The organism is Acinetobacter sp. QJM3NY_42, assembly GCF_056173745.1.
The window spans coordinates 922,483-948,614 of sequence record NZ_CM149689.1; the positions used below are offsets into that span (position 1 = coordinate 922,483).

The 26,132-nt window shown below is 40.4% G+C and carries 20 protein-coding genes and 1 pseudogene; 17 read left to right on the top strand and 4 right to left on the bottom strand.

Features of this window, described 5'->3' with window-relative positions; genetic code table 11:
* Positions 1-8: 8 nt before the first annotated feature.
* Together tssA and tssH are read right to left on the bottom strand one after the other, a co-directional pair.
* On the bottom strand, positions 9-1,112 hold the full coding sequence (gene tssA / locus AC0VYT_RS04315; RefSeq protein WP_005015203.1) for a type VI secretion system protein TssA: 1,104 nt from the start codon (positions 1,110-1,112) through the stop codon (positions 9-11).
* A 22-nt stretch (positions 1,113-1,134) separates the two neighbouring features.
* Positions 1,135-3,822 carry a type VI secretion system ATPase TssH gene (gene tssH / locus AC0VYT_RS04320; protein WP_005015202.1) on the bottom strand — a complete coding sequence of 896 codons (2,688 nt, stop codon included), beginning with the start codon at positions 3,820-3,822 and terminating at the stop codon, positions 1,135-1,137.
* Positions 3,823-4,202: 380 nt separating this feature from the next.
* On the opposite strand from tssH, the gene AC0VYT_RS04325 reads away from it, so the two are divergent.
* The 13 genes and pseudogenes from AC0VYT_RS04325 (at position 4,203) to AC0VYT_RS04385 (ending at position 19,450) form a co-directional block, all read left to right on the top strand.
* Positions 4,203-4,889, top strand: coding sequence for a hypothetical protein (locus AC0VYT_RS04325; RefSeq protein WP_005015200.1), 687 nt, complete (start codon positions 4,203-4,205; stop codon positions 4,887-4,889).
* A 20-nt stretch (positions 4,890-4,909) separates the two neighbouring features.
* Positions 4,910-5,413, top strand: a complete 504-nt coding sequence (gene tssB, locus AC0VYT_RS04330; protein ID WP_005015198.1) for a type VI secretion system contractile sheath small subunit — start codon at positions 4,910-4,912, stop codon at positions 5,411-5,413.
* On the top strand, positions 5,406-6,887 hold the full coding sequence (tssC, locus tag AC0VYT_RS04335; RefSeq protein WP_005015197.1) for a type VI secretion system contractile sheath large subunit: 1,482 nt from the start codon (positions 5,406-5,408) through the stop codon (positions 6,885-6,887). The genes tssB and tssC overlap by 8 nt, the downstream gene beginning before the upstream one ends.
* Before the next feature lie 50 nt (positions 6,888-6,937).
* Entirely contained in the window at positions 6,938-7,441 is a 504-nt protein-coding gene (locus AC0VYT_RS04340) for an Hcp family type VI secretion system effector (RefSeq protein WP_005015188.1), read from the top strand.
* Between the two features lie 79 nt (positions 7,442-7,520).
* Positions 7,521-7,997, top strand: a pseudogene (tssE, locus tag AC0VYT_RS04345) (type VI secretion system baseplate subunit TssE).
* Positions 7,998-8,009: 12 nt separating this feature from the next.
* On the top strand, positions 8,010-9,818 hold the full coding sequence (gene tssF, locus AC0VYT_RS04350; protein ID WP_005015185.1) for a type VI secretion system baseplate subunit TssF: 1,809 nt from the start codon (positions 8,010-8,012) through the stop codon (positions 9,816-9,818).
* Positions 9,782-10,783, top strand: coding sequence for a type VI secretion system baseplate subunit TssG (tssG, locus tag AC0VYT_RS04355; RefSeq protein WP_005015183.1), 1,002 nt, complete (start codon positions 9,782-9,784; stop codon positions 10,781-10,783). Before tssF ends, tssG begins: the two co-directional genes overlap by 37 nt.
* Positions 10,777-12,198, top strand: coding sequence for a hypothetical protein (locus AC0VYT_RS04360; RefSeq protein ID WP_005015174.1), 1,422 nt, complete (start codon positions 10,777-10,779; stop codon positions 12,196-12,198). Before tssG ends, AC0VYT_RS04360 begins: the two co-directional genes overlap by 7 nt.
* Before the next feature lie 29 nt (positions 12,199-12,227).
* Positions 12,228-16,016, top strand: coding sequence for a type VI secretion system membrane subunit TssM (gene tssM, locus AC0VYT_RS04365; protein WP_005015161.1), 3,789 nt, complete (start codon positions 12,228-12,230; stop codon positions 16,014-16,016).
* 34 nt (positions 16,017-16,050) lie between these two features.
* Complete coding sequence (tagF, locus tag AC0VYT_RS04370; RefSeq protein ID WP_005015160.1) at positions 16,051-17,010, top strand: type VI secretion system-associated protein TagF; 960 nt, start codon at positions 16,051-16,053, stop codon at positions 17,008-17,010.
* Positions 17,011-17,012: 2 nt separating this feature from the next.
* Entirely contained in the window at positions 17,013-17,774 is a 762-nt protein-coding gene (locus AC0VYT_RS04375; RefSeq protein WP_005015159.1) for an OmpA family protein, read from the top strand.
* A 29-nt stretch (positions 17,775-17,803) separates the two neighbouring features.
* The gene (locus AC0VYT_RS04380; RefSeq protein ID WP_005015158.1) at positions 17,804-18,070 is read left to right on the top strand and encodes a PAAR domain-containing protein; all 267 of its coding nucleotides are present in this window, start codon (positions 17,804-17,806) and stop codon (positions 18,068-18,070) included.
* A 231-nt stretch (positions 18,071-18,301) separates the two neighbouring features.
* Positions 18,302-19,450 (top strand): YheT family hydrolase, encoded by a 1,149-nt coding sequence (locus tag AC0VYT_RS04385; protein ID WP_476496672.1) that lies wholly within the window; start codon positions 18,302-18,304, stop codon positions 19,448-19,450.
* Positions 19,451-19,549: 99 nt separating this feature from the next.
* On the opposite strand, the gene AC0VYT_RS04390 is transcribed toward AC0VYT_RS04385, so the two are convergent.
* Both AC0VYT_RS04390 and AC0VYT_RS04395 read right to left on the bottom strand, forming a co-directional pair.
* Complete coding sequence (locus tag AC0VYT_RS04390; RefSeq protein ID WP_005015149.1) at positions 19,550-19,810, bottom strand: hypothetical protein; 261 nt, start codon at positions 19,808-19,810, stop codon at positions 19,550-19,552.
* Between the two features lie 283 nt (positions 19,811-20,093).
* Positions 20,094-21,350: a L,D-transpeptidase family protein gene (locus AC0VYT_RS04395; RefSeq protein ID WP_005015147.1), complete on the bottom strand. Its 1,257-nt coding sequence runs from the start codon at positions 21,348-21,350 to the stop codon at positions 20,094-20,096.
* A gap of 216 nt (positions 21,351-21,566) precedes the next feature.
* Here AC0VYT_RS04395 and hemE point away from each other — a divergent pair, with 216 nt between their 5' ends.
* From hemE to AC0VYT_RS04415, 4 genes are all read left to right on the top strand, one after another.
* The gene (gene hemE / locus AC0VYT_RS04400) at positions 21,567-22,640 is read left to right on the top strand and encodes a uroporphyrinogen decarboxylase (RefSeq protein WP_005015145.1); all 1,074 of its coding nucleotides are present in this window, start codon (positions 21,567-21,569) and stop codon (positions 22,638-22,640) included.
* Positions 22,641-22,649: 9 nt separating this feature from the next.
* Positions 22,650-23,462 (top strand): DUF817 family protein, encoded by an 813-nt coding sequence (locus AC0VYT_RS04405; RefSeq protein WP_005015143.1) that lies wholly within the window; start codon positions 22,650-22,652, stop codon positions 23,460-23,462.
* 136 nt (positions 23,463-23,598) lie between these two features.
* Entirely contained in the window at positions 23,599-24,069 is a 471-nt protein-coding gene (locus AC0VYT_RS04410; protein ID WP_005015141.1) for a DUF3015 family protein, read from the top strand.
* A 67-nt stretch (positions 24,070-24,136) separates the two neighbouring features.
* The gene (locus AC0VYT_RS04415) at positions 24,137-26,023 is read left to right on the top strand and encodes an Lnb N-terminal periplasmic domain-containing protein (protein ID WP_005015139.1); all 1,887 of its coding nucleotides are present in this window, start codon (positions 24,137-24,139) and stop codon (positions 26,021-26,023) included.
* The last annotated feature ends 109 nt before the right edge of the window (positions 26,024-26,132 follow it).

Sequence of the window (26,132 nt, forward strand, 5' to 3'; positions counted from 1 at the left end):
TACCAATCTTATTCATATTCATTCTTTGGTTGTACACCTAGTATGTCCTGTACCATCTGTAACGGCTGGTCATCTTTAATCACTTGTGCCAGCCACTCATGTAATGGCATCTGGCTCCATTTAATTGTTTTTTGCAGCATATAGCTGACAGGACTGTGCGGTTCATTAGCTTGAAAATAATCAGCAATATCCTGTAAAACCCGCATAGCATGCTCACGGTTTGCTATGTGAGATTGAATCTGAGGCTGAAAGGCCAGTGAGTTCTGCAGCACAGCTGGCTCCTCAGATATAATCATATGAGAAGTCAAGGGGACAGATTCAGTGACTGTATCTGGTACAGAATGGGTCATGATGCTACCAAAAGCTTCTGCTTTATAGATTTTTCTTAATGTTGCATGAATATCAGCCAAACTTGAGTCAATTGCAGCAAAACTTGGAGCATCTAGCCCCATCAAATTATCTAATACCTGTTTGATTATGTTCCATTGCAGTAAAATCTCACTAAAATGCTGATAATTCTGGTATTGAAAGCTTTTGGAGGTATTAAAAAGTGCCTGTTCGAACTGTTCCAGTTCAGCAGCATGCTCTGTAGAGTAATCTTCATCTACCTGCTTGCGACGAATATTCTGATGATATAAAAAATTTTCATAGTCCAGCAGAGTGTAAAATGGTGCAGTATTGACCAGCGGAACTTTTTTAATTAAAGGTATTAACTGGTTAAGAAGACCCTGTAATAAACCGATACGCTGGTCCAGATCATTATCTTCAATTTCAGGATGTATGGACTGCCAATATTGCTCAAGCATGCGGTGGCTTAATTCCAGCCCTTTCGAAATACCTTCGAAACCAAAAAGATACGCCCAAGCTTCATTAATCCAAGTTAATAGACGAATATCCTTACTTTTGCTTTGTAAAAGATCACTACATTTATTGGATACAAAGTCCCAGTCTGCTTGCTTGCGTTCGGTAATCCAGTCACCCTGATCCAGCAAAAAGTCATCTTGAGTTTTTGCCTTCTTGATTTCGTGAAAATCATTAGAAAAGGAAAAATCCTCTCCACAAGATTTATCTTCACTAATGGGCTCAAGAAAATTTGAGATATTGATACTCATATAATACGTGACTCTTAATTTTTTAAGCTTCTATCTTGGTTTTCTTTACTGTACGTTTCTTTTTTACTTTCTCAATCGGATCAAATCGATAAATAATTTCATCATTTTCAACATCGATTGTAATTTTTTTAGGAAGTTGATGCTCCGCTAATGCTATTAATAAATGGGTAGCCAGAGCCGGTAATATGCTAGAATTCAAAATGTTATCTACATTACGCGCTCCACTATCGACTTCGGTGCACCGGCTAAGCAGTAACTCAATCAGATCATTTGAATATTGCACCACAGTTGCATACTGTTTCTCGATGCGGGCAGTAACTTTATTCAGCTTGTGTTCAATGATCTGAACCAGTAAATCATCATGCAGTGGGAAATAGGGCACGATGCGCATACGTCCAATAAATGCAGGCTTAAACTGTTTATACAGGCTTGGTTTTAAATATTCGACCAGTTCTTCGGTACTTGGCCATTGCTGGACTTCCTGACTCAGACAGGCCTGCATAATCGCACTAGATCCTATATTTGAAGTCAGTAAAATAATAGTATTTTTAAAATCGATTACACGGCCTTCACCATCTTCTAGTGTGCCTTTGTCGAAGACCTGATAAAACAATTCCTGCACATCACTATGCGCTTTTTCAATTTCATCAAGTAGGATCACACTATAAGGATTACGACGCACTGCTTCAGTTAGAACTCCACCCTGACCATATCCGACATATCCCGGAGGAGCACCTTTGAGAGAAGAGACGGTGTGGGCTTCTTGATATTCTGACATATTAATAGTAATTAGATGCTGTTCACCACCATAGAGTTCGTGAGCAAGAGCTAAGGCAGTTTCAGTTTTTCCTACACCACTTGGACCGATAAGCAGAAATACACCCTGAGGTTTATTGGGATCTTCAAGTTTAGCTTTTGAAGTTTTAATTCCTTGTACCAGCTGCTCAAGTGCACAACTTTGCCCCATAACACGCTGCGCAAGTTTGTTTTCTAAGGTCAAAATCTGCTTGATTTCGTCATTGATCATATTGCCAACTGGTATACCGGTCCAGTCAGAAATAATTTCATTAATTATCTGGGCGTTAACACGTTCAAAGACCAGAGGCTGTTGTCCCTGCAATGCGTTTAAATCTGCACGTAATCTGGTAATCTCATTTTGAACAGCAGTCTGTTCATCAGTATCCTGTTGTTTAAGCCTTTGAATATTTTTGACCAGTTTCAGCTCTGCTTGCCACTGGTCTTCTGTCTCCTGAATTTCCTGTTGCAGTCTTACCAAACACTGTTCAAGCTCATCTAGGCGTTCATGGTGTATAGGGATCTGGCGATGTTCATTTTGCAGAATCTGTTGTTCCAGTGTCAAATTGTGCAGTTGAGCCTTTAGCTGATCTAGTTTCACTGGCTGAGCATTATGTGTAAGAGCCACCCGTGCCGCAGCAGTATCTAGCACACTAATAGCTTTATCAGGAAGCTGCCGACCACTAATATAACGATGAGATGCCTGTACCGCAGTAATAATTGCCTGATCATCAATTTGCAGGTTAAAGTGAGCCTGCATAACGGGAATCATGGCGCGCAGCATATCAATTGCTACTTCTTCACTGGGCTCTTCTACCTTTACGACCTGAAAACGGCGGCTTAGTGCTGCGTCCTTTTCAAAATACTGTTTATATTCGGCCCAGGTCGTAGCTGCAATTGTACGTAACTCTCCTCGGGCTAAAGCCGGTTTTAAGAGGTTCGCTGCATCATTTTGCCCAGCTTGGCCACCTGCACCGATAAGGGTATGTGCTTCATCAATAAATAAAATAATAGGATGGGGTGAGGCTTGTACTTCCTGAATAACCTGTTTTAACCGGTTTTCAAATTCTCCCTTAACACTTGCTCCTGCTTGCAATAACCCCATATCAAGAACATGAAGCTGTACATTACGTAGCGCCTCTGGAACCAGTCCTTGAGAAATTTTTAGTGCCAGACCTTCCACTACAGCAGTTTTTCCAACTCCCGGTTCACCAGTTAGAATGGGATTATTCTGGCGACGACGCAATAGGATATCCAGCATTAAACGGATTTCATGTTCACGCCCAATCACAGGATCAATTTTACCGGTCTCGGCTTTTACAGACAGATTAATGGTGTACTGATCGAGTGCTGGTGTTTTAATAGCAGGTGATATAGAGGGTATGGTCTCTTGTTGAGTATGGAGATGGTTCTGCTCTGTAGAGCAAGACCGCTCAACTTTATGTTCTGTACTTGATGTACATACTTCCAGAAATTTGTGTTTCATACTGTCGATTGGCAGTAAATCAAACAGACTTGAAGCTCGAGTTGCAATCTGATAAAGATCAGGCGCCGTTAATAGAGCTACCAGTAAGTGTCCACTACGAATAACTGGAATTTGGTCAGCTGAAGCGATTAACCATGCCTGTTCAAATAATCGGATAATTGACTTGGCAAAAATAGGAGTACGAGTATTTCCTTTCGGTAAAGAACAAATAGTTTCCTTTAAATCATTGATTAGATTATCATTAGAAATGTTATATTTTTCTAATAATAACTGTATATCATTGGGCACTTCCTGATTTAATAATTCTATAAATAAATGTTCAATTTCAATTTCATAGTTCTGTAACTTAATACAAAAATTTGCTGATTTTTCTAAGGCTGTACGGGTAGGAAAAGATAATTTTGTAATTAGAATTTTTAAATTACTCATCTATAACTCGCAAATTTTTTGAATATCAAAATCTAGAAAATAATATTAATTTGATATTCTTTTAATATTTTAAATGGATAAAATTATATATTTCAATAACTTGTATGCCATGGCTGAATTCTCTTATTATTCTACAATAAAAATGTGAAGTTTGTGTAAAAAAATATACATGTATATTACATAAAATAGCTTGTGGGCAGTTTTCTAGAGGAAATATGGAGATTGTTTAATAAACGTAACTCAACTTGACATTAATCGTAGTTTTTTTGTTAAATTCGGCAAATCTATTTTGTTAATGTATAAAGATTGATAGGTAAGTATTTTTTAAAAATAATTTTTAGCCTATCAATTAAAAACTTAAATAAAAAATGAGGCATGTTTTGAAGAAAGGTATTTTAATAGCGCTCCTATTTACAGGTATAAATTTACCAAGTGGAATTAATCTAGCTTATGCAGCAGATAATGTGAACTCCATCAAATTAAAAAGCAAATGTGTTAAGCAGAATCCACTGGCTGCAGGGCAAACAGATCCTAAGTTATTATCAATTTATCAACAAGTTTGTGATAAAAATAATGCTGCGCGTAAAAATGACCTGCTTGTTCAGGCTGCCTTGCGTATGTACGAGTTGAATCAGCCCGTAAATGCACTAGCGCTTGCACAACAACTCAAACAGCAAAATGTTCGAGGTGCAGGTTTAACAGATGTTACCTTTCTTGCAGGAATAGGAATTGCCAAACAGGCCTTACAGGATATGCGTACTAATGAAATGCGGTTCTTGAGTAATGACTTGACTTACCCACCTGCCAAAGAGTTAAGTGATACGATCCGTATGGCTATGCCCGTACCTGAGACGATAAATACCAAAGCTATTACTGATGAGACGATAAAAACTCGCGAAGCGCGTTCAGTAGTAAAGTCAACCAAACGTACCACCACAGCAAAGCCTTCCCGTAATAGCAACATTCGTACAGCGCCGGTGAAAGCCCGCCAAAGTACAGCAACTAAACAGCCAAATTCAGCAAGTATAAGTAAAACTGGCACGAATCCATTTGAATCACTTAAATAAATTATTCGGAATACAACATTATGGCGAAAAGAGAAAGCGTACAGAAAAAGCTTCAGCGGATTCGTCCACCACGCGTTCAGCTCACTTACGACGTTGAAATTGGTGATGGTAAAGAAGCCAAAGAATTACCTTTTGTAGTTGGAGTAGTAGGGGATTTTTCTGCTGCTTCTGAACTGGAAAAGACTAAATTAAAAGATAAGAAATTCATTAATGTTGATCTGGATAACATTGATGAAGTCATGGAGTCACTTGCTCCACGTGCTGCTTTTCAGGTAAATAACACTCTGACTGAGGAGGGCGGCCGCATGTCTGTAGAATTGATATTTAAGTCTATGGAGGATTTTCGGCCGGAGCAGGTGGCTCAGCAGGTAGAACCTTTGCGCAAACTTGTGGAAGCGCGTGAACGTTTGACAGATTTGCGTAACAAGATATCCAATAGTGAAAAGCTTGAAGACTTACTGGATGAAGTACTTAAAAGTACTGACCAGATACGTAAACTGAGCGCGGAGGCTGAACATGAATAATACTCAGGCAGCTACTGCATTTGCTCTGGAAAATGAACCGGTCAATTTGCTGGACTCTATTGTTGAACAAAGCCGCATTGCGCGAAATGAAGAAGAACATGACCGTGCTAAAAGCCTGATTGGCGAGCTGGCAAAAGAAGTAATGGCAGGAACCATTACAGTATCTGAAAATATGACGCTTTCAATTGACAAGCGTATTGCAGAAATTGATGCACTGATTTCCGGCCAGCTTAGCCAGATCATGCACAATGAACAATTTCAGAAGATCGAGTCGACTTGGCGCGGGTTATATTATTTTTGCCAAGAAACACCTTCTAATCCGATGATCAAAATCCGGATGCTGAATACTACTAAGAAGGAACTGGTAAAAGATTTTCAGGGTGCAACTGATTTTGACCAGAGCACATTGTTTAAAAAGATTTATGAAGAGGAATATGGCTCCTTCGGTGGTGCTCCATATGCAGCCCTGATCGGTGATTTTGAATTTGACCGTACTCCTTCAGACATGTATCTGCTTGAGCAGATCTCTCATATCGCTGCTGCAGCACATGCACCTTTTATTTCCGCAGCCAGTCCAAGTATTCTGGGTCTTGAGTCATTTACTGATATTGACCGTCCAAGAGATGTCTCCAAAATTTTTGAAACTGCTGAATATGTACAATGGCGTTCCTTTCGGGATAGTGAAGATGCGCGCTATGTTGCTCTAACTATGCCACGCGTATTGGGACGTTTGCCTTATCATCCTAAAGAGGGTACTGCAACAGAGGGTTTTAATTTCGCTGAGGAAGTATCTGGTCAGCATCATGACGAATATTTATGGATGAATGCAGCCTATGCATTCGGTACGCGTCTGACAAATGCTTTTGATTTATATGGCTGGTGTGCAGCAATTCGCGGTGTAGAAGGCGGTGGCCTGGTAGAAGGACTACCTGTGCACACTTTTAAGACCCCAGATGGCGAAGTGTTACTCAAGTGCCCAACAGAAATAGCCATTACTGACCGACGTGAAAAAGAGTTAAGCGACCTTGGTTTTATCCCGCTGGTTCACTGCAAAAATACAGATTATGCAGCTTTCTTTGGTGCCCAGTCAGCTCAGAAACCAAAAAAATATGACAACGATACAGCTAATGCAAATTCTGCACTGTCTAGCCAGATCCAATACATCATGGCCGTATCACGTATTGCTCACTATCTAAAAGCAATGATGCGTGACAAGGTCGGCAGCTTTGCTTCAGCAGGTAATGTAGAGGCATTTCTAAATGAATGGCTATCGCAGTACGTATTACTTGATGATGGTGCATCACAAGAAGCCAAGGCACAGTATCCGCTTCGTGAAGCATCAGTAAAAGTTGTAGAAGATCCGGCGCAACCGGGACACTACAAGTCGGTGGTCTTTTTAAGACCGCATTTCCAGCTGGATGAGTTGTCTGTTTCTTTGCGACTCGTGACTGAATTACCCCAGTCTTCCAACTAAAAAGAACCTAACCACATAATAACTTTAAATTAAAAGAGGAAGTTTATTAAATGAAAGATATTTATATCGAATTTAGAGGTAAATATAAAGTAGATGGTGAGTCACGTGACAGTGAGCATAAGGGATGGCTTGAGGTTAACTCTTGGTCTCATAATATTCGTCAGCCTAAATCTGCAACTTCAAGTAGTGTAGGGGGGCATACGGCTGAACGTGTTGAGCATTCAGATATGATATTTGTAAAAGATCTGGATGCAACCAGCCCTAAATTATGGGAAGCATGTTCTGCGGGCTATACCTTTGATGAAGTACAGATTGACTTTTATCGGGCCAATGGCGATAAACGTATTAAATATCTGCAAATCAAGTTAAAGCATGTACTTGTTTCAAGCGTAACACCCACTGTAAATGAAGAGGGGGTGCCAACAGAAGCGTTTGGTCTGAAATATGCCGCTGTTGAGTGGACTTATAACCAACAGGATATTAATGGTACAGCAAAAGGCGCAGTTACTAAGAAATGGTCACTTTCTAATAATACAGCATCTTACGCTGCATAATAGTCAAGTGATTACCCTGAATAGAGGTTAACACCTGGTTAACCTCTATTTCTATTAAGCTTTTATTTATAACTAAAAAATGAATCTAGACCATTTATACCCTTATGGATTCCGTTCGACATTGTTTGATCGCCTGATTCCAGAGCAAGACCGCTATTTACAGGGACTTTGAATCCAGCAGTTACGGGAATCTGTTGCTCATGATCTAGAAGATTTATTAAACAGCCGTGTGGCAAAATTTGATCAAGAGATGACAGCTTATCCACTGGCCCGTAAATCTGTTTTACAGTTTGGGATTATTGACTTTGTGGGTCTTTCTACCGCTAATCCACTGGATCGGGAGACAATTTGTCATTCTATCGAGCAGTCTATTGAAGCACATGAGCCACGTCTTAAGCAGGTCAAAGTAGAAATGTTACTTGATGGGCATAATATGGGGTCACTTTGCTTGAGCATTCAGGCTTATTTAAATATTTATCCTCTATATGAACCTGTACTTTTTGATGCTTTATTAAAACCAACAACACAACAATACGTTATCTCTGCAAGAACTTAATGTGGGCCTCCTGTGATAGAACAACTCTTACCCTATTATGAAAAGCAATTACAAGAATTCAGTCAGCAATCACGAGAGTTTGCACAGAAGTATCCTAAAATTGCCCAGCGTTTATCATTAAACCAGGAACAGATTGATGATCCGCATATTGAACGGTTAATTCAGGCTTTTTCTTTAATTGCAGCTCGGATTGATAAAAAGCTTGAAGATAGTTATGACGTATTTACTCGGGCATTATTTGAAGTAATGTTTCCGCAGTATTTGCGGCATTTTCCAGCCTGTACGATAGTAAGTTTTGAAGACGAAAATAAAATCAGGCAGTTGACTGGCCGACATATTATTCCTAAACAGACAACCCTGAAGTCGCGCAGTTTTAGAGGGGTACAGTGTGAGTTTAATACCAGTCAACAGGTAATATTGCTTCCTGTTGCCTTAAGTCAACTTGAATTTAAAACATCACCAAGCGCACATATACATTTAAGCCAGAATGCAAGCTTGAGCTTAAAATTTGACATTTTTAATAATGCACAAGCTGTTCTGATACAGGAAAGATTACCTATCTACCTGGATGCAATCTCAAATTTCCCTTTACAGGTTTTAGACAGTATTTTTAGGCCTGAGACTGGATTTGCCTTGCGAATTGGTCAACAGATCTTAAAAATAGATAACCCCTTTAGTATCATAGGTTTTGCAGAAGAAGAATGCCTGTTACCAGTAGACCAGCATACCCATCATGCCTATCGTCTACTGATGGAATATTTTTGTTTTCCTGAAAAATTTAATTATTTAAATCTTGATCTTGGTATTTTAAAAGGCCGTATTCAGCAGTATGAGAGTTTTGAGGTTCTAATTTATTTTAAGCTGAACCTGAATGACCAATCAATGATTCGTAATTATTCTGAACTGAATGTTGCAAATTTTAAGCTGTTTACTTCACCAGCCATCAACCTGTTTGAAAAGCAAGCTGAACCACAGAAAATCACTCATACCCAGCTATATTATCCATTAATTACGGATACACATCATCCTGAATCTTATCAAGTATATTCAATTCTTGAAATGAATATGGTGCGTGAGAAAACCAATCAGGAGCAGGTCTATACTAGTGTTTTACCATTTTTTGCTATCAGTCACTATAAAAATGAACAGGTACAGTTTTTTTATGCGCTGGATTATCAGCCAATACAAACCAATTTTGTCGAGATGCGCTACTCAATCATCTCTAAACATTTAAAACCCTTTGAGATTAAATCTGATTTTATCAGTATCCGTTTATTATGTTCGAACCGTGATTTAGCTCATGAGGCATTAAGCCAGTCTAATAATATTTTAAATCTGAATGATAGCAGTCTGGCACGCCGGGCATTAATACTTAAACGTCCAACGGTACCTTATAGTTTCGATCAGAATAAAACTGAACAGTGGCGTATTATTTCTCATCTTTCACTGAATACGCTAGCTTTAATGAAAGGCGACAGCCTAAGCCATGTTAAGGAATTGCTTGCATTATATAATCTGCCGTCTTCTAAAGAAAATCACTTAATTATTAATGCAATTGATCAATTAGAGTTTTCATTAACCCATAAACTGGTTGATGCAAAACCTTTTCCCATGTTTATTCGGGGTGTTAAAGCAGAGTTAAGTATAAATAGCAGTGTCTTTAAGGGCCATAGTTTATATATATTCAGTTATTTACTTAGTCATATCTTTAATTTGAAGGTCCAGATCAACAGCTTCGTTGATGTGGTAATCACAGACAGTTTAAGTCAGCAGGAGTTATACCAATGCGTGCAGAACGTTGGTGGCAAAACTCTTCTGTAATTGACCAGTTATTTAATAAAGCAGGTACTTTTGAGTTTATTCAGACAACACGTCTGTTGAGACATGTTCCGTATTTACGCGACAATTCTGCGTGGGCAGATACTTTTAAGTTTGAACCTGCTTTTAATCTAAGTTTCCCTGCGTCCGAAGTAGAGCAATTGGAATTTAAAGAGCAGCACCTGCATTTGACTAATCTGGTAGTAGGACTTACTGGTATCCAGGGTGCTTTACCTTATGCCTATACCTGTAAGGTTAAACAGGGTACCCGGCAGCAACGTCTGGAAGTTAAAGAGTTTTTGGGCTTATTTAATCATAAACTGGCCGCACAGTACGTAGACTCGAGTATTAGCTATAATTTACCTGTACGTTATGAAGTTGAACAGGAAAACCGCTATCTGGATATCTTGCATGCATTAAATGGTTATATTCGTACCCAGCATCAGCAAACTGAGCTGGACGAGTATTTTGCGGAATTCGCGGGCCTGATGCAGGGACAGAATAATACTCCTCATGCGCTGAAAACCATGCTGAGCTGTATCTTTAAGCAGAACATACATATACGGGAATTTATCAGGGAAACCTTTAAATTAGCCGATGAACAAAAAACCTGTCTCAATAGTCATAAACCCAGCCTTTTAGGACTGAATACATTTTGTGGCGATACCGTTCAGCAGGTTGATGGAAAAATTGAAATACAGATAGGCCCTATGAAACGGGCACAGTATCTGGAATTTTTACCACAGCAGCCGCTTTATATAAAACTTAAACGTCTGGTGCAGTCTTGGTGTAGTCCAACATTATTTATTGATGTGCGATTAATCTTGGACCGGAGTGAAATTGAGGCCACGCATCTGGAGCATCAACAGTCTGCTGGTCTGGGACAAGGTAGTTTTCTGATGCCACCGGAGCAACCCCAGCATAACTATGAAACCTGCTATAGTCTGATAGGAGCGGTTTCATGTTGAAAAAAATCCTGGCGACTTTTATTGGTGTATTTTTAACGCTAAGTAGTTTGATCATTCTGTACTGGAGAGATGTTCAATATGAGCCAGAACGTCAGGATTTCCTGATCTATTTCGGGCTCTTACCTCTTGCTATAACATGTCTTTTACTCTCGCCATGGTTGATTTATCTAGCTTATCAGGCCTATCAGAGTAAAAAAAATCAGGCTGAATTGGCACAACAGAAAGCACAAGAAGCACCAAGTACTCAGGTGACGCAACAGATTGAGTGGCTAAAGCTGAACATTTATGCTGCGCATGTTTACAGTGCTTTAGGTGAAGATGGAGCCATTCTTGAGCAGTTAAAAGAATATACAAGTCCTGAACTGGACCTGAAATTACAAAATAGCAATGGGCTGCCAATTCTCTCTTACCGTATTGAAAAGCTGGATGAAAAACTTGGACCGGAGCAAGATGCAGATGGGCTTACCACATTTTCGGTACGCCAACAACGTATTATGGCTTTAGTAGAGCATCAGCTTGAAAAAAATTTTGAGGTACTTCGTCAGGTTGCTGAACATCTAAAATACTCCAGTCTGTTCTATGAAACTCAACAAATTCATGACTACCGTATGCATCCTGCCTGGATAGACCCGGGCGCAGAATATGATCCAGATGAAGTTGCTGTACCAGAACTTAAACAGGTGGAAAGACTCGATCGTCTTAATCTGCATATTCTTTTATCTGAAGATTTACAGCACGTCTGGAACGAAACGGCTCACCAAAACCGGTTACAGGAGTTTTTCAGTAACCTTGGCATTATTCCGCAAAAAATACATCTGGAATATCATTTTCTTGGCGCAGAAACGGTAGTATATGATTTTTTAATTTTATTGAAACAGCAGCAGGATCAGACCCAGGAAATTTCTCTGATCATTAGTGCTGATTCTGAAATTGATCAGGAGATAATTGATGAGCGCATCTGGATCTCTGACCATTATCTGCCAGCAGAATTTTCGAGCAGCTGTTGTATAGCATCTACAAAGGTCAATTTTGAACAGCTCTTACCTTTAAAAAGGTTAGTGCTGGCTATAAACCAGAATCAGGTCAGACATATTCTGAAAGAACTGAATATTGATGAACTACCACAGTATAAAAATGAAGAACCTTTTGTGGTGGTACTTGATGATATTACACAGATCAAGACATTAAAGAGAATAGAGCAATATTTTGAGCAGAGTCCGATTGAGCCACACCACTATTTATACTGTAGAGCAAGTTTAGGTCATACACAAAATCTGGAAAAAATTTATGGAATGATGCTTGGTATGTTACTGCCGCCGGAACAGGTCGCTGTGGTATTTGGACAGGATATACAGGCAATTATCCAAGATATTCCTGAGGAGATAGGACCTCGGGAAGCAATAACTGATAGCTGATTAATTATTTTTAGAAATACGAGAACTCAATGTATATCATTTTAGGTTACTTGTGGCAGTACATTACCAATCCTAGGGCTATTATTGCCTTATCATTGTTTGTTGCTCTGGTATCATCTTACTCTGTTTTACCACGACACATTTTCTGGGCACTGGCAGCCAGCTACATGCTGGGACTTATTTGCTATGGTATTTACTGGCTGGTACAGCGCAGACGTCATACGGTGCAAGGGGAAGAACTTGCTAATGCAATTCAGCAGGATACAAAAGCCGAGTATGGCCAGCAAAAAAATAAAGAAGAACTTCAACTGATTAACCAGCAGATGAAAGATTCTATCCAGTTAATTCGCAAGTCAAAGCTGGGAGATAAAAAAGGTAATGCCGCACTTTATGAATTACCTTGGTATATGGTTATTGGTAATCCGGCAGCAGGCAAGAGTTCAGCAATTTACAATTCGGGGTTAAAGTTTCCATTTGAGGAGACGCACCAGAAAATGATTTCAGCAGGTTTAAGCGGCACACGAAACTGTGACTGGTTCTTCTCTACTGAAGGCGTTTTACTGGATACTGCTGGACGTTATTCTGTCTATGCAGAAGATCATTCTGAATGGCTGGGTTTTCTTAATATTCTCAAAAAGAATCGCTCTAAGGCACCAGTAAATGGGCTCATTGTTATTGTCAGTATTGCTGAATTGATTGGTCAGAGCCCAGAAAATTCACTTAAACTGGCAAAAAACTTGCGCGCCCGAATTCAGGATTTAACCGAGCGTTTGGAAGTAGTGGTGCCAGTATATCTGGTCTTTTCAAAAATGGATCTGATTGCAGGTTTCACTGAGTTTTTTGATTGTTATGAAGCACAAGAATATAACCAGGCTTGGGGTGCAACTCTGCCGTATGAACAGAATTCATCACAAAATGCGGTTGAGCTTTTCGAATACCATTACAATTTACTTTATGATGGATTAAAGGGGGTCAGTACGACGCATCTGAGTCGTCGTCATTCACAGAATATTTCACCAAGTGTAATGACATTCCCGCTCGAGTTTAAAACTTTAAAACCGGCATTAAAAAGCTTTATCAGCACATTGTTTGAAGATAATCCTTATCAGTTTCAGCCCGTATTCCGGGGGTTTTATTTCACCAGTGCCTTGCAAGAAGGTATAATTGAAAGTCCAATGACAAAGCAGATTGCACAGGAATTTCATCTTTCTCAAATTCCTCAAGCTGAACCTGGTGATCATAACATTGCTCCACAGAATCATGGATATTTTCTGAAGGGACTATTTTCTAACATTATTTTAAAAGATAAAAATCTGGTAAAACAGCATATTAATCCAGGCAGAAAACGTCAGCGCTATCTGGCATTTATAGGAGCTCTGCTTGGTGTATCTATTATTCTCGGTTTATGGGTATGGTCATATCGTAACAACCAGCAGCTGATTGCAGATGTGCAGGCTGATTTAGATAAAGTGGTACATTTAGAAAAGGCTTCTGGCCAGCAGCTTCCTACGCAGCTTGAGGCTCTACTCATCTTGCAGGAGCGTTTACAGCAGCTCGATGAGTTTGATGAACATCGCCCTTTAAAGTTCCGCTTTGGCCTGTATCAGGGAAACCAACTCCGTGAGACTTTAAAGGCTGAGTATTTAAAAGGTATTCGTCAGATTGTGTTGCAGCCCACCCAGCAAAATATTGCGCAATATTTGCAGCGGGTTAAAAATAATGAAGAAACACTTAAAGCTAATCATATCAATGTTGAAGTCAAGCAGGTGGCTAAGACTGGGCAATATCTGGAACCTTTAGATACCAATCCACAAGATGCTTATAATGCTTTGAAAGCTTATCTGATGATGAGCAACCCGCAATATATGGATGCAGGGCATTTAAGTGATCAGGTTACGCGTTTCTGGCGGTCATGGGTGGATGCTAACCGTGGTCAAATGTCTCGGGGAGATATGATCCAGCAGGCTGAACAGGTACTCTCTTATGCTATGACATTAACTGGTGATCAGCAGTTTCCGGTACTTGATGCAGATACTCAGCTAGTAGATCAGACCCGTCAGGTCTTATTGTCTGTCATTCGCGGTATGCCTGCACGTGACCGTGTCTATAATGAAATCAAGATGCGTGCGGCTGTACGCTTTCCTGCCTTAACAGCGGGTCAGATTGTTGGCGAAAATAATAAAGGTGCTGTGCTCGGCAGTTATGCTCTTCCAGGCGTTTTTACCCAAAAGGCATGGGATGAATATGTTAGTAGTGCAATTGATGAAGCAGCCAATAAACCGACAGATAGTAAAGACTGGGTACTCAACAGCCGTCAGTCAGATGACCTGACTTTCTCTGGCAGTCCAGAGCAGATCCGTAAGCAGCTAGTTGCTCTCTACAAGCAGGAATATATTGCAGAGTGGAGAAAATTCCTGAATGGTATTTATTATGCAAAAGCTCCCCAGTTCAGTCAGCAGTCTAAAAATATTGACATACTGGGTGAACCACAGAACTCACCAATTCGTATTCTATTTGAGCGTATTGCTATTGAAACAAATTGGGATAACCCGGTAGTACAGGCTGAACTGGCTGTGCCACAAAAAGGTTTTATTGCCTGGTTTAAACGTAAAGTGCTAAACCGCAGTGATGCGCAAATGTCACAACAGGTATCAAATAAAGCTCAAGGACCAATCTCACAGGAATATCAGATGTTCTATCAACTGGTACGTAAACGTGACGATCAGCAGAATAAATCCTTGCTTGATGAATACATGCAGAATCTTGCCCAGGTGCGAAGTAAATTTAATGACCTGAAGAATGCTGGTGAAATTGGTCCGAGTGCTATGGCACTGGTTAAACAGACTATCAGTGATCAGAACTCAGTTTTTAATACTGCACAAAAGCATATTGATGAGAGAATGCTGGTAGGACTGAACGATATTGATCAGCAGATGATACAGAAACTTTTAGTGAGTCCTTTGACCCAGTCTTTTGCTAGCTTAATTACACCTGCACAAGAAGAGCTTAATAAGCTTTGGATAATTCAGGCATATCAGCCATTTCAAGCGAACTTAAGCCAAAAATATCCATTTAATTCCTCTGTCTCATTACAAGCTACCAGTAATGAAATCGGGCAAATTTTTGGGGATACCGGTAGTATTGCCCGTTTTGTAAAAGAAATATTAGACCCCTTGGTCATTCGCCGTGGTTATACTTTAACGTCCAAGACCTGGAAAGATTTGGGTATTAGCCTGAATCCACAATTTGTCATGAACTTCCAGCGTTATGTTGCTCCAATCAATGGTATGGCAACAGGTACACTTGACCAGCCGACTGCTACGCCCGCAGCGAACCAGTCGAATTTCCAGTTCTATCCGTTACAGAATCCACAGCTTCTGTCCTATACCATCGATATTGATGGTCAACGTATGCTCTATGAAAATGGAATTCAGCAGTGGGTAAACTTTGTCTGGCCGAACCGTAGTGCAATTCCTGGAGCGCGTATTACTGCTGTAGACCTTCAAGGGCAAACCCATACAATTTTTGATGAGCCAGGTGAATATGGCATTAACCGCCTGATCGATTCTGCTCAGCGTAAGGAGCAAAATGGCAGCTTTGAAATGGTATGGCGCAGTAAAACCGATCCATCGGTATTTGTAAAAGTGAATTTCCGCCTGATTAGTGGAAGCAGTTCAGGAGGAATCGGTTCAAGTCGTGGATACTCAGGTTTGCAGCTGGTCGATAAAGTCACAACTGACAAGGCAGTACGAGTTGTTTCTGCACAGCCTGCACCGGCAGTATCTGCTGTCGTACCGCGGACAGGAGGTACTTCCTGATGCAAGAGAATAAGGATATTCAAGGGGCGAAACAATGCAGTATTTAAAAAGTACGCCTTTATATTATGGAAAAACTCCTGCACGCGGCGACTTCCTGAAATCAAAGGGGCAGTATGCACTGATACAGGTTATTGATCAGTGGATTACAGAAGCTCTGGAACAGGCCATGCAGAATACTGGTTTTAAGCAGCACTATGCAGCTTTACCATCTTTAGATTTTTTTATCGCTAACCCTCACGAAAAAATGTTTTTGGTGGCTAATCTCATCACCAGTGAAGATAGCTCGGGCCGGCCTTTTCCTATGGTATTAAGTCACTTACTGGAAGTTGAACAACCCTATCAGAATCTACTCCTAGCACCTTATTGTTATAAACCGGTTTTAGTTGACCTATTCCAGAGAAACAGGGTACTAAGAACAATTCATAATAGCGATATCATGCTGAATAAATTGGCAAATCTCCCTGACCAGATTCAGTCATTTACCATAGCTGAAGCACAGGCATTTTATGAAAATCATACGATGCATACATTTGCTCAGTTAATGAAAATTAGTGTATATGAACTGGTACAAAGTATGATTGGTTTAGGTCTGTTATTACAGCCCATTTTGAAAAATGGAACCAGTCGATTAAATAAGATACTGATTCTTCCAATTAATAGCCATATATATTGTTATGAAGTGGCGACCCTATGGGTAAGTATGATCGGGCATTTTTTAAAAAAAGCCCAAACTGAAGTTCTCATTGGTATTTTGCATCAAGAAAAGCCAGTCCTATTATTTGGCTTTCAAGGTGCTGACATATTGGCCCTCAGTGATATTTTTGTTAACAATATGCAGAGTGAACACTGGGTATCATTAGTTCAGGCCCAATGGATTGATCCATATCTGGAGCAGAATGCTGGTTTAGCTACTCTAGAACAGGCTTTATGCCAGCGGCAATTAAGTTTAAATCAAGGCTTAAAACTCTTTCGCCAAACTTTTTTAGATGAATAAATATGCGATCTTATAAAAAATTAAAATATGCTGTAGTCTGTGTTATTGGCTTGGGAGGAGGTTCGCTAGTCTGGGCAGAACCTGTAGTTGTAGAGGGAGTGGTACCAAATGAAGCCAGTAAACAGGCGATTCTGATGAGAATGCAGTCTGTATATGGTGCAAACCAAGTGATTGACAAAATTCAGGTGCGGCCTGTAGCAGCCCCAAATGGCTGGAGTGATTCTGTGGCTCGTGTAATTACGCCAGAACTTAAAAAAGTCAGACAGGGACAGCTGCGCGTACGAGGTACACAAATCGAGCTTAATGGTAAGGTTAGTCATCTAAATGATATTCAACCTACTACTGCAAATTTTCAAATGCTTATACAGCAACCATATCGCTTTAATGCCCAATTATCTGTAAATCAGGCCGAGCAGAAAATTATTGATGATGCTTTAAAAAACCGGATTGTTGAATTTGAATCAGGCAGTGCGGTGTTGACAGCGGCTGGACGTCAGATTCTGGAAGAAATGGCAGTAGCCTTACATAAGGTAGGCGGAAAAAAAGTTAAAATCATTGGTCATACAGACAGTTCGGGAGATGGCAATAAAAACTTTTTACTAAGCCAGGAACGTGCGATGGCTGTATGCAATTATCTTATTGCTAAAAATATTAAAGCAGAAAATCTGAGTACGGAAGGTATGGGTTCAAGCAAACCGGTTGCTGATAATACAACTGCAGAGGGCCGCAAGAAAAATCGTCGTATTGAGTTTGAGGTACTTTAGTACCTCTTAAAAAATAAAGGAAAACTAAAATGGCAACTCCTTATATTGTAGTTGGTTGTCCGACCACTGGTGGTGGAAAAGTTATCAGCGGAAATAATACTTTTCTGGTGGAAGGTATTCCAGTAGCGTGTGTAGGAGATAAAGCAACTTGTCCAAAACATAAAACCGTTACTACAATTATATCAGGTGACTCGCACATGCAAGTCATGGGCAAAGCTGTAGCACGTGCAAATGATGCATTAGCATGCGGATGTAAACTATTGCCAAAACAGAATAGCGTAATAGGAGAAAATTAAAGTGCTACAAATTAAACCTAAAACTGCCTAAAGAGTAAAAGAATAAAAATAAATAACTGTGGCAAGATTCACATAATAAGCCCAGAAAATTACAATTAGATCAAACTGGACCGTGTCTTTATCGTTAATAATCATCCTAAGTCTAGGAAAGACTCAAAGTCGGCCCGTTATAAGCGGCGGGTGACAAAGTAATAGCGTTCTTACTAATAAAAAAGAGATAAGGAGCCTGCTATGTTACACCTACAATTAAATACTCAGTCTCTGTATGAAAAATTAAACACGGTAACCCAGCTTTTTGAAAATTTTAGTGGAGCTGCACAACCCACTTTATACTATAACCCTACAGGACAGGCCAAGAGATGGGCCGAGCAGATTGCTCTCCTGAATCAGCCCTATATACCTACACCTTGGCTATTTAATACTCATCTACAGCTCTTCTACTTTGATATGATCCGCAAAAAAACTACCCAACTAGAATATGATCATGAAGAACTTCTTACCATGCAAGATGGAGGTACAACCGCGCTTTACTGGTCGGGTTATGATTTACCGGATGATGTACCTACGGTTTTTGTACTGCACACTATAATGGGAACGCCACAAAGTATGCGAGAACTGGTACGTGATCTGCGTTTGATGACAGGATGGAGGGTAGTACTATGTTTACGGCGAGGACATGCTGACTTAAAATTGACTACTCCACGTTTAAGTATTGTCGGCTTTACCGATGACTTGCGTGAGCAAATATCTGTTGTGCGGGAACGTTTTAAAACGTCCTCACTTTATTGTGTTGGCGTGTCGGCAGGAACAGGTCTGCTGGTCCGGTATTTAGGAGAAATGGGCAAGAAATCTGCCTTTAAAGCTGCCTTCGCCTATTGTCCCGGTTATAACTTAAATGAAGTATTTAAAGTTGCACATAAAGCTTACAGTCAATATATGACGCATCAGCTTATTAAAACATTTGTTTTAGCTCATCAGGATCAAACCTCTCAGCTTTCAACTTATCAGGCGCTAATATCCGCCAGAGATTTGCATGAATTTCAACTTGCGGTTTATGAGCTGGCAGGGTTTGAAAGCTATGAAGTTTATGAGAAAGCATCAAACCCAATTTATGTTTTTGATCAGGTAACCAGCCCGCTGATGATGCTCAATTCAGAAGATGATCCGGTCTGCCGCCTGGAAAATGCTCAAGCCTATCTGGATAAAATTTGCGATAAAGATAATATCATGCTGGTCACTACACCAAAAGGAAGTCACTGTGCCTATTATGAAGGCTGGAAAGCCAGCTCTTGGGCCCATCGCTTAATCGCAGATTTCTTTACACAGTTTGGTGATACGCAAGACAGACTATCTGGTCAGCAAACTGTACAGGCTGCTTGATGAAAGAAATAATATTAAAACTCTCCTGCATATAAGGCCTTAGCTAAACAGCTTATGCAGGAGAGTTTTTCTATCTTAAACTGAACTTTTAAGTTGATTCTAAATTTGTCTGGTCACTTGCTGTAGATATGCCAGAATCTGATCTTTGTGCTGCTGGAAAGTATCCATTCCAATATCCTCGGTTTCACCATTAAAGGTGATATAAGTAGTTTCACCATCACGGTGGAAGGAATAAGGCATGCCTTGGGTAATCAGATAATAATCTTCGTTATCTTCACTAATTTCAGCTTTAGCTGTCATATCTAGGTGATCAGGTTGATGACCAATAAATTCTTTAAATTTTTCATATACATTTCTCATGGCTGACCTCTTCTATATCTAGGATGAGTCATTTCTACTGCTTGAATAACCATTTTGATAACTGGTTAATCAAGAGTCATTATGAAATATTAAGCATCAGGTGCAGTATTCTAATTACTATAGGTTTAGGTCTAATCTAGCATCAAAGCATTTTAAAAAAATTACCAAGTTGTCTAAAAACGTGAAAGTTGATAGCAGTTTTGTAAGAGAATACATCTGGTGTCTGTAGCTATGTTCTTTAAACAAAAAACCACCCGAAGGTGGTTTTTTTAACTGATAGCGATTACTCAAGGAATTTGACAGTAACGCCAGAGCGTACTTTTTTACCTAAATCATTAGCATCCCAGTTGGTCAAACGAATACAGCCGTGTGAAGCTGTTTTAGAAATGAGTGATGGATTCGGGGTGCCATGAATACCAAAGGACTTTTTGCTCAAGCCAATCCAGATATTACCTACAGGGCCGTTCGGACCAGGCGGCAATGATAAAGGCTTTTTGTTATTACCCTGAACGAAGTTGCTTGGTGAATAGCTATACCATGGGTTCGGTGCTACACCTGTAACTTTATAGGTACCTGCTGGAGAAGGAGTATCCGTACTACCAATAGTTGCCGGGAAAGAAGCAATCATCTGATTACGGCTATTAAACAGATACAGCTGTTTTGCACCTTTATGGGCAACGATTAAGTGGATATCTTCAGGCAAGTCATTACGTACATTTGCTACAATAATTTTCTCACCAGCTTTTTTAAAAGTCGCTTTTGGATTAAGTTTCTTTAAGAAATCTTCATCCATGTGAAACTTTTCGCCCAGCATTTCAGAAACACGTACATAATATAAACCTTTCATTTTCGCTTGTAGCGCGTAGTCTGAAGGTATTGAGCTGGCGTATGGACCTTTTAGGTCATCTTCCGTAATTGTATATTCAACAAAAGCTGGTTTACCGGCAGTTTTAGCAACTAATGCATCCCAAGTTTCTTTGGTTAAAACACCTGTAGGTTTTAGACCATTCATTTGCTGAAAAGAGGCAATTGCTTTTAATGTATTTTTACCACTCATACCATCGATTGCACCAGGTGAAGCATGTGCATTATTCAACATGACATGGGCACGGGCATAGACTGGAAATTGGCCCTTGCCAATTGCATCATACCACTCGGCATTATTCAGTCCTTCTAAAGTCCACGAAGCAGTTTTAGCAGCTTGACTTACGTTAGCTGGAGTACTGGTGGTCTTGCTTGCAGCAGAAGGAGCGGTACCAACATCCGCCTTTTTATCTTCAGTACGGGCCAGATTTTGCAAGGTGGTTGAAGCGCGGTCCAGATCACGCTCTTCTTGAGCAGTAATGCGGGAATCGGTCGTTGCAGTTTCTGTTTTATTCGCTGGTGTATCTTCACCGACTTCTAGAGGGTCGATTGGATCTTCGACCGTATTTGTTGCGGCAACTTTAGGATTGAGCGGCTGTTCAGCAGTTGGAGCAGCCAGGGCTGTACCAGTAATAATACAGCTTAAACTCATAGCGAGTAATGAGCGAACAAACATGGAAATCAACCTTAAGAATTATTCATATGCTGGGTGTAAATTTAGTTAAGTATTGCAGAAAAATTACGGAGATGCAGTATTTGTTTTGTGTAATTCATACTTTTAAAACTGTTTTTAAGTGATTTTATGAAAGTGTATAAACATGGCAAGAAGTTATTCAAAATGCGGCCTTTTTGCTATGATGGCAACAAGACCAAGACCATGTTAGGAAAGTAAATGACGACCCTGAAAAATGATCGTTTTCTCCGTGCCCTGTTACGTGAGCCTGTAGATTCTACGCCAGTATGGATGATGCGTCAGGCAGGTCGCTATTTACCTGAATATCGTGAGACCCGGGCCAAGGCTGGCGATTTTCTGTCTTTATGTAAAAATACCGAGTTTGCCTGTGAGGTAACCCTACAGCCTTTGCGCCGTTATGAACTTGACGCAGCGATTTTATTTTCCGATATTTTAACTGTTCCTGATGCTTTGGGACTAGGGCTGTATTTTGAGGCAGGTGAAGGGCCAAAATTTAAAAAGACAGTACGTACAGAACAGGATGTGGCAAATCTGCCCGCATTTAATGCCAAATCGGATTTAGACTATGTCATGAACGCAGTCAGTGCTATCCGTTCTGCTCTAGGCGGCCAAGTGCCTTTAATCGGTTTTTCGGGAAGCCCATGGACGTTAGCAACTTATATGGTAGAGGGCGGCTCAAGTAAGGATTTTCGTTTTACCAAACAGATGATGTATGCGCAGCCAGAGGTATTACATGCTTTGCTGGATCGTCTGGCAGTAGCAGTCACTGAATATCTAAATGCCCAGATCGACGCTGGGGCACAGGCGGTTCAAATTTTTGATAGCTGGGGCGGGGCTTTAGCACATCGTGAATATCTTGAATTTTCGCTAAATTATATGCAGAAGATTATCACTGGCTTGCAACGTGAAAAAGATGGCCGACGTATTCCGGTGATCTTGTTTACCAAAGGCGGCGGACAATGGCTTGAACAGATGGTTGCAACTGGCGCAGATGCATTTGGACTGGACTGGACCACGCCACTTCATGTAGCACGTCAGACTGTAAATGGCCGGGCTGCGCTACAGGGAAATCTTGATCCGGCGACGCTATACGGTTCAGCAACTACAATTGAGAAAGCCACCAAAGCTATGCTGGATGATGCCTATCTGAATGGTGAAAAAACGGGTTATATTGCAAATCTTGGACATGGAATTACCCAGTGGGTAGACCCAGCACATCCGAAAGTATTTATTGATACTGTACACGAGTACAGTGCTAAATATCTGGGATAATATGTACGGATGATTCTGCTTCTTAAAAACATACTTGAATTTCTTTATAAGGCAGCTTCGGCTGCCTTATTTGGAATTTTATTGCTATTGGCTTTTATGTTGACGGCAAATATGGGAAGTGAGGCTTTCTATGGTTTGTTCCGGTATGACTATCTGCTGTTATATGCCCTGATCATTCAATTTTGTCTGCTGTATTTAAAGCTTGAATCTTGGGCAGAAGCTAAAGTAATAGCCTTGTTTCATGTCATGGCAATGCTGATGGAAATTTTTCTTACCCATCCTGCGATTGCTTCTTGGCAGTATCCACAGCCAGCTGTTTTTAAAATATTGACTGTTCCACTGTTTGCCGGGTTTATGTATTCTGCCGTAGGTAGCTTCTTTGCAAGATCGTTACGATTATATCAAGTCGTCTTTACACATCTGCCAGGCTTTTTACCTATGCTGGTTTTAGCTCTCTTGTCTTATATTAATTTTATGAGCAAGTTTTTCATTCCAGATATTCGTTATCTTCTGTTTTTCTGGAGTATAGCCTTATTCTGGAAAACCCGGGTGTATTTCCAGTTGAGCTATAGCCGTTTTGAACTACCGATGTTGCCAGTTCTTCTGATTTTGGCTTTTATTATCTGGATTGCCGAAAATATCAGTACATTTTATAAAATCTGGTTATATCCGAGCCAAGTCGATGCATGGCATATGGTAGGGTGGGGCAAGCTGGGTTCTTGGTATTTACTGCTACTGTTGAGTTTGGTACTGGGATTAAAAATACTGGGCAACAGAGATGGTCAAGGCCGATGGCAATTAAAAAAAACAGCAGATAAATGAATTGTTATCTTTCTGTTTAACAGTGCATTTTTTTAATTGCGAAGCGCTTCACTTCCGGATAATCTCACTACTGTGTAATAAAATTTACACATGTATAGCGATAACAACACTGCATGAGAATAACTGGAGAATAAGTATGTTAAAAAAACTGATGTTGGCTGCTGTATTAGCGGCAGGTTCAAGTGTAGCAATGGCTGACAATGATGTTGGTTGTGGTGTAGGTAGTCAGGTTTGGCAAGGTCAGAGTGGGATTATTCCTAAACTGTTCGCTGGTACCACAAACGTGATTTTTACCAACCAATGGCTCGGGATTACTTTCGGTACATTAGGTTGTAGCCAAGGCGGTACAGTAACTGCTCAGGTCGTGACTTTTACTAATGAAAATGCCGAGACGCTAGCTCGTGATATGTCTGTAGGCCAAGGTGAAAGCCTGAATGTGCTGGCTGAACTAATGAATATTAAACAGGAAGATAAAGCACGTTTCTTTGCGGTATCTAAACAGAATTTCTCTGAAATTTATTCGGCTGATAACCAGAATACTTTACAGGTACTGGCTTCCCTTCAAACCGTAATGGCAAAAGATGAAGTTCTTAAAGCTTATGTCTAATTAGATATTCAAAAAACCCTGTCTTAAAGACAGGGTTTTTCTTATATAAAGAGAAAAAGATTACTGCATGAAACTTGTTTTTTTGATCCTTGCCCTGACGGTAGCTGGCCTGAGCCATGCAGCAGATACGACACCAGATGTATCCTACTATTTAAATCTTGCTCAACAGAAAAAGCTGGCCCAAGATATCACTTGGCAGCGCTTAATGTATGCCAATACTGCCGGCCATAGTGAGGTGAGCTATAAAGGATATTTTCTTGCGCCAGATGGACAGAAAAATCTGCAACAGGAAATGCAGCAGGATATTCAGGCCCTGTTTCAGGTCGCTGAACCGAATCAATCTGTCCGATGCAAATTTCCCGCCCGTAGCCGCTGGTTAATGCAGCAACTACAAATTTCCGAACACCAGTTGCCTCAAGCCAGCTGTCCTGAATTTGAAAGCTGGATCGGGCAGGTTAAGCCTTATAAGGCTACCCTTATTTATGCTACAGACTTTATGGGCAACCCAAGCTCCATGTTTGGGCACACTCTATTGCGGTTGGACCCTAAAGACCAGAAACAGTTAAATCTGGTCTCTTATGCAGTCAACTATGCAGCTACAGTAAACGGTACAGATAACTGGTCTTTTGCCTGGAAAGGCTTAACTGGCCGGTATCCTGGCGAATATTCCCTCATGCCGTATTACCGTAAGGTAAAAGAGTATGGAGATTTTGAAAGCCGTGATCTATGGGAATATGAACTGGATTTAAATCCAGAAGAAACCCGGTTTATGGTTGAACATATCTGGGAAATGCAGAAAGTGACATTCCCCTATTATTTTGTTAGTGACAACTGTGCTTACCGTTTATTAGGCTTAATTGATCTGGTACGTCCAGAAGCTAATTTACAGGAACAGTTCGGTTATGCTGCGATACCGGTAGAAACCTTGAAAGCAATGGATGAGCAGGGGCTTGTTAAAAATAAAATATATCGTCCGGCTTTAGAAACCCAATTATTGGCACAAGCACGGCAACATGGTAAAACCCTAGCTAAAACTGCTCATCAGGTTGCTTTTTCCGGAACTGAAGAAATGCCTGATCTTGTAAAGGACTATCCAGCGAATGATCAGGCTAAAATCCTGGAAATGGCTTATGATGATCTCTATCTACAATTTTTAAGACGCAAGGTTGATGAAAGTTTTGCCCAGCCACGTTTTCGTCAGCTGTTGGGCCTAAGAAGCCAGATCAATCTGGATAAACAGCGTCAGGAACCTGAACGACCGAAAATTGATCCTACTCAGAGTCATAAAGCACGTAATATTTCAATTAAAACCGGTGAGGTGCAGGGCCAGTCTTTTATAGAACTTGGTCACCGTCAGGCTTATCATGATCTTATTGATCCACAGGGCGGATTTCGCACCGGCACGCAGTTAAATTTCTGGGATGGTTCAATACAGTATCGGAATGACCAGTTAAAATTGGAGCATTTTGATTTTTTATCAGTAAACTCATATAACCCGATTACCCCTTTTAAAACGCCGTTATCATGGGGATTCAATTTTGGTTGGCAACAAGAAAGTGTGGAACAAGATGGACAGTTTAGTGAAGACCGTCAACACGGTGTATTAAACTTTAATGTTCAAGGTGGATATAGCTATGCTGATCAGGCCCGTGAACATTTATGTTATGTACAAGCTCAGACACATTTACAAGCTGGGAAGGCTCTAGATAAAGGATGGCGCATTGGCGCCGGACCAACGTTAGGATGTCAGAATATCTGGACAGAACAAGTGAACAGCTTGGTACAGGTAGCCTTACCCTACTGGGAGGATGCGCACCAATGGCAGTTAAAACTCAACACCCAGTTGCAATATGCCTTTACTCCACAAAATGCTCTGCGTTTGGGTTGGGAATATCAACAGCAGCACCATAAAAACTGGACTAAGACCAGTTTAGGATATATCAGATATTTCTAAATCCAATTAAAAAGACAGGTTTTAGTAGACTACATCTAAAATACCCTGAAGCGCATCATACGATAATTTGTTATATTGGTGGGCCTGTTAAAGGATAATTTAGGCCCTC

Excerpts from the sequence above, each read along its gene's own strand:
- tssA (WP_005015203.1), bottom strand. The coding sequence starts at position 1,112 with ATGAGTATCAATATCTCAAATTTTCTTGAGCCCATTAGTGAAGATAAA.
- tssH (WP_005015202.1), bottom strand. The coding sequence starts at position 3,822 with ATGAGTAATTTAAAAATTCTAATTACAAAATTATCTTTTCCTACCCGT.
- tssB (WP_005015198.1), top strand. The coding sequence starts at position 4,910 with ATGGCGAAAAGAGAAAGCGTACAGAAAAAGCTTCAGCGGATTCGTCCA.
- tssC (WP_005015197.1), top strand. The coding sequence starts at position 5,406 with ATGAATAATACTCAGGCAGCTACTGCATTTGCTCTGGAAAATGAACCG.
- AC0VYT_RS04340 (WP_005015188.1), top strand. The coding sequence starts at position 6,938 with ATGAAAGATATTTATATCGAATTTAGAGGTAAATATAAAGTAGATGGT.
- tssG (WP_005015183.1), top strand. The coding sequence starts at position 9,782 with ATGCGTGCAGAACGTTGGTGGCAAAACTCTTCTGTAATTGACCAGTTA.
- AC0VYT_RS04360 (WP_005015174.1), top strand. The coding sequence starts at position 10,777 with ATGTTGAAAAAAATCCTGGCGACTTTTATTGGTGTATTTTTAACGCTA.
- tssM (WP_005015161.1), top strand. The coding sequence starts at position 12,228 with ATGTATATCATTTTAGGTTACTTGTGGCAGTACATTACCAATCCTAGG.
- tagF (WP_005015160.1), top strand. The coding sequence starts at position 16,051 with ATGCAGTATTTAAAAAGTACGCCTTTATATTATGGAAAAACTCCTGCA.
- AC0VYT_RS04375 (WP_005015159.1), top strand. The coding sequence starts at position 17,013 with ATGCGATCTTATAAAAAATTAAAATATGCTGTAGTCTGTGTTATTGGC.
- AC0VYT_RS04380 (WP_005015158.1), top strand. The coding sequence starts at position 17,804 with ATGGCAACTCCTTATATTGTAGTTGGTTGTCCGACCACTGGTGGTGGA.
- AC0VYT_RS04385 (WP_476496672.1), top strand. The coding sequence starts at position 18,302 with ATGTTACACCTACAATTAAATACTCAGTCTCTGTATGAAAAATTAAAC.
- AC0VYT_RS04390 (WP_005015149.1), bottom strand. The coding sequence starts at position 19,810 with ATGAGAAATGTATATGAAAAATTTAAAGAATTTATTGGTCATCAACCT.
- AC0VYT_RS04395 (WP_005015147.1), bottom strand. The coding sequence starts at position 21,350 with ATGTTTGTTCGCTCATTACTCGCTATGAGTTTAAGCTGTATTATTACT.
- hemE (WP_005015145.1), top strand. The coding sequence starts at position 21,567 with ATGACGACCCTGAAAAATGATCGTTTTCTCCGTGCCCTGTTACGTGAG.
- AC0VYT_RS04405 (WP_005015143.1), top strand. The coding sequence starts at position 22,650 with ATGATTCTGCTTCTTAAAAACATACTTGAATTTCTTTATAAGGCAGCT.
- AC0VYT_RS04410 (WP_005015141.1), top strand. The coding sequence starts at position 23,599 with ATGTTAAAAAAACTGATGTTGGCTGCTGTATTAGCGGCAGGTTCAAGT.
- AC0VYT_RS04415 (WP_005015139.1), top strand. The coding sequence starts at position 24,137 with ATGAAACTTGTTTTTTTGATCCTTGCCCTGACGGTAGCTGGCCTGAGC.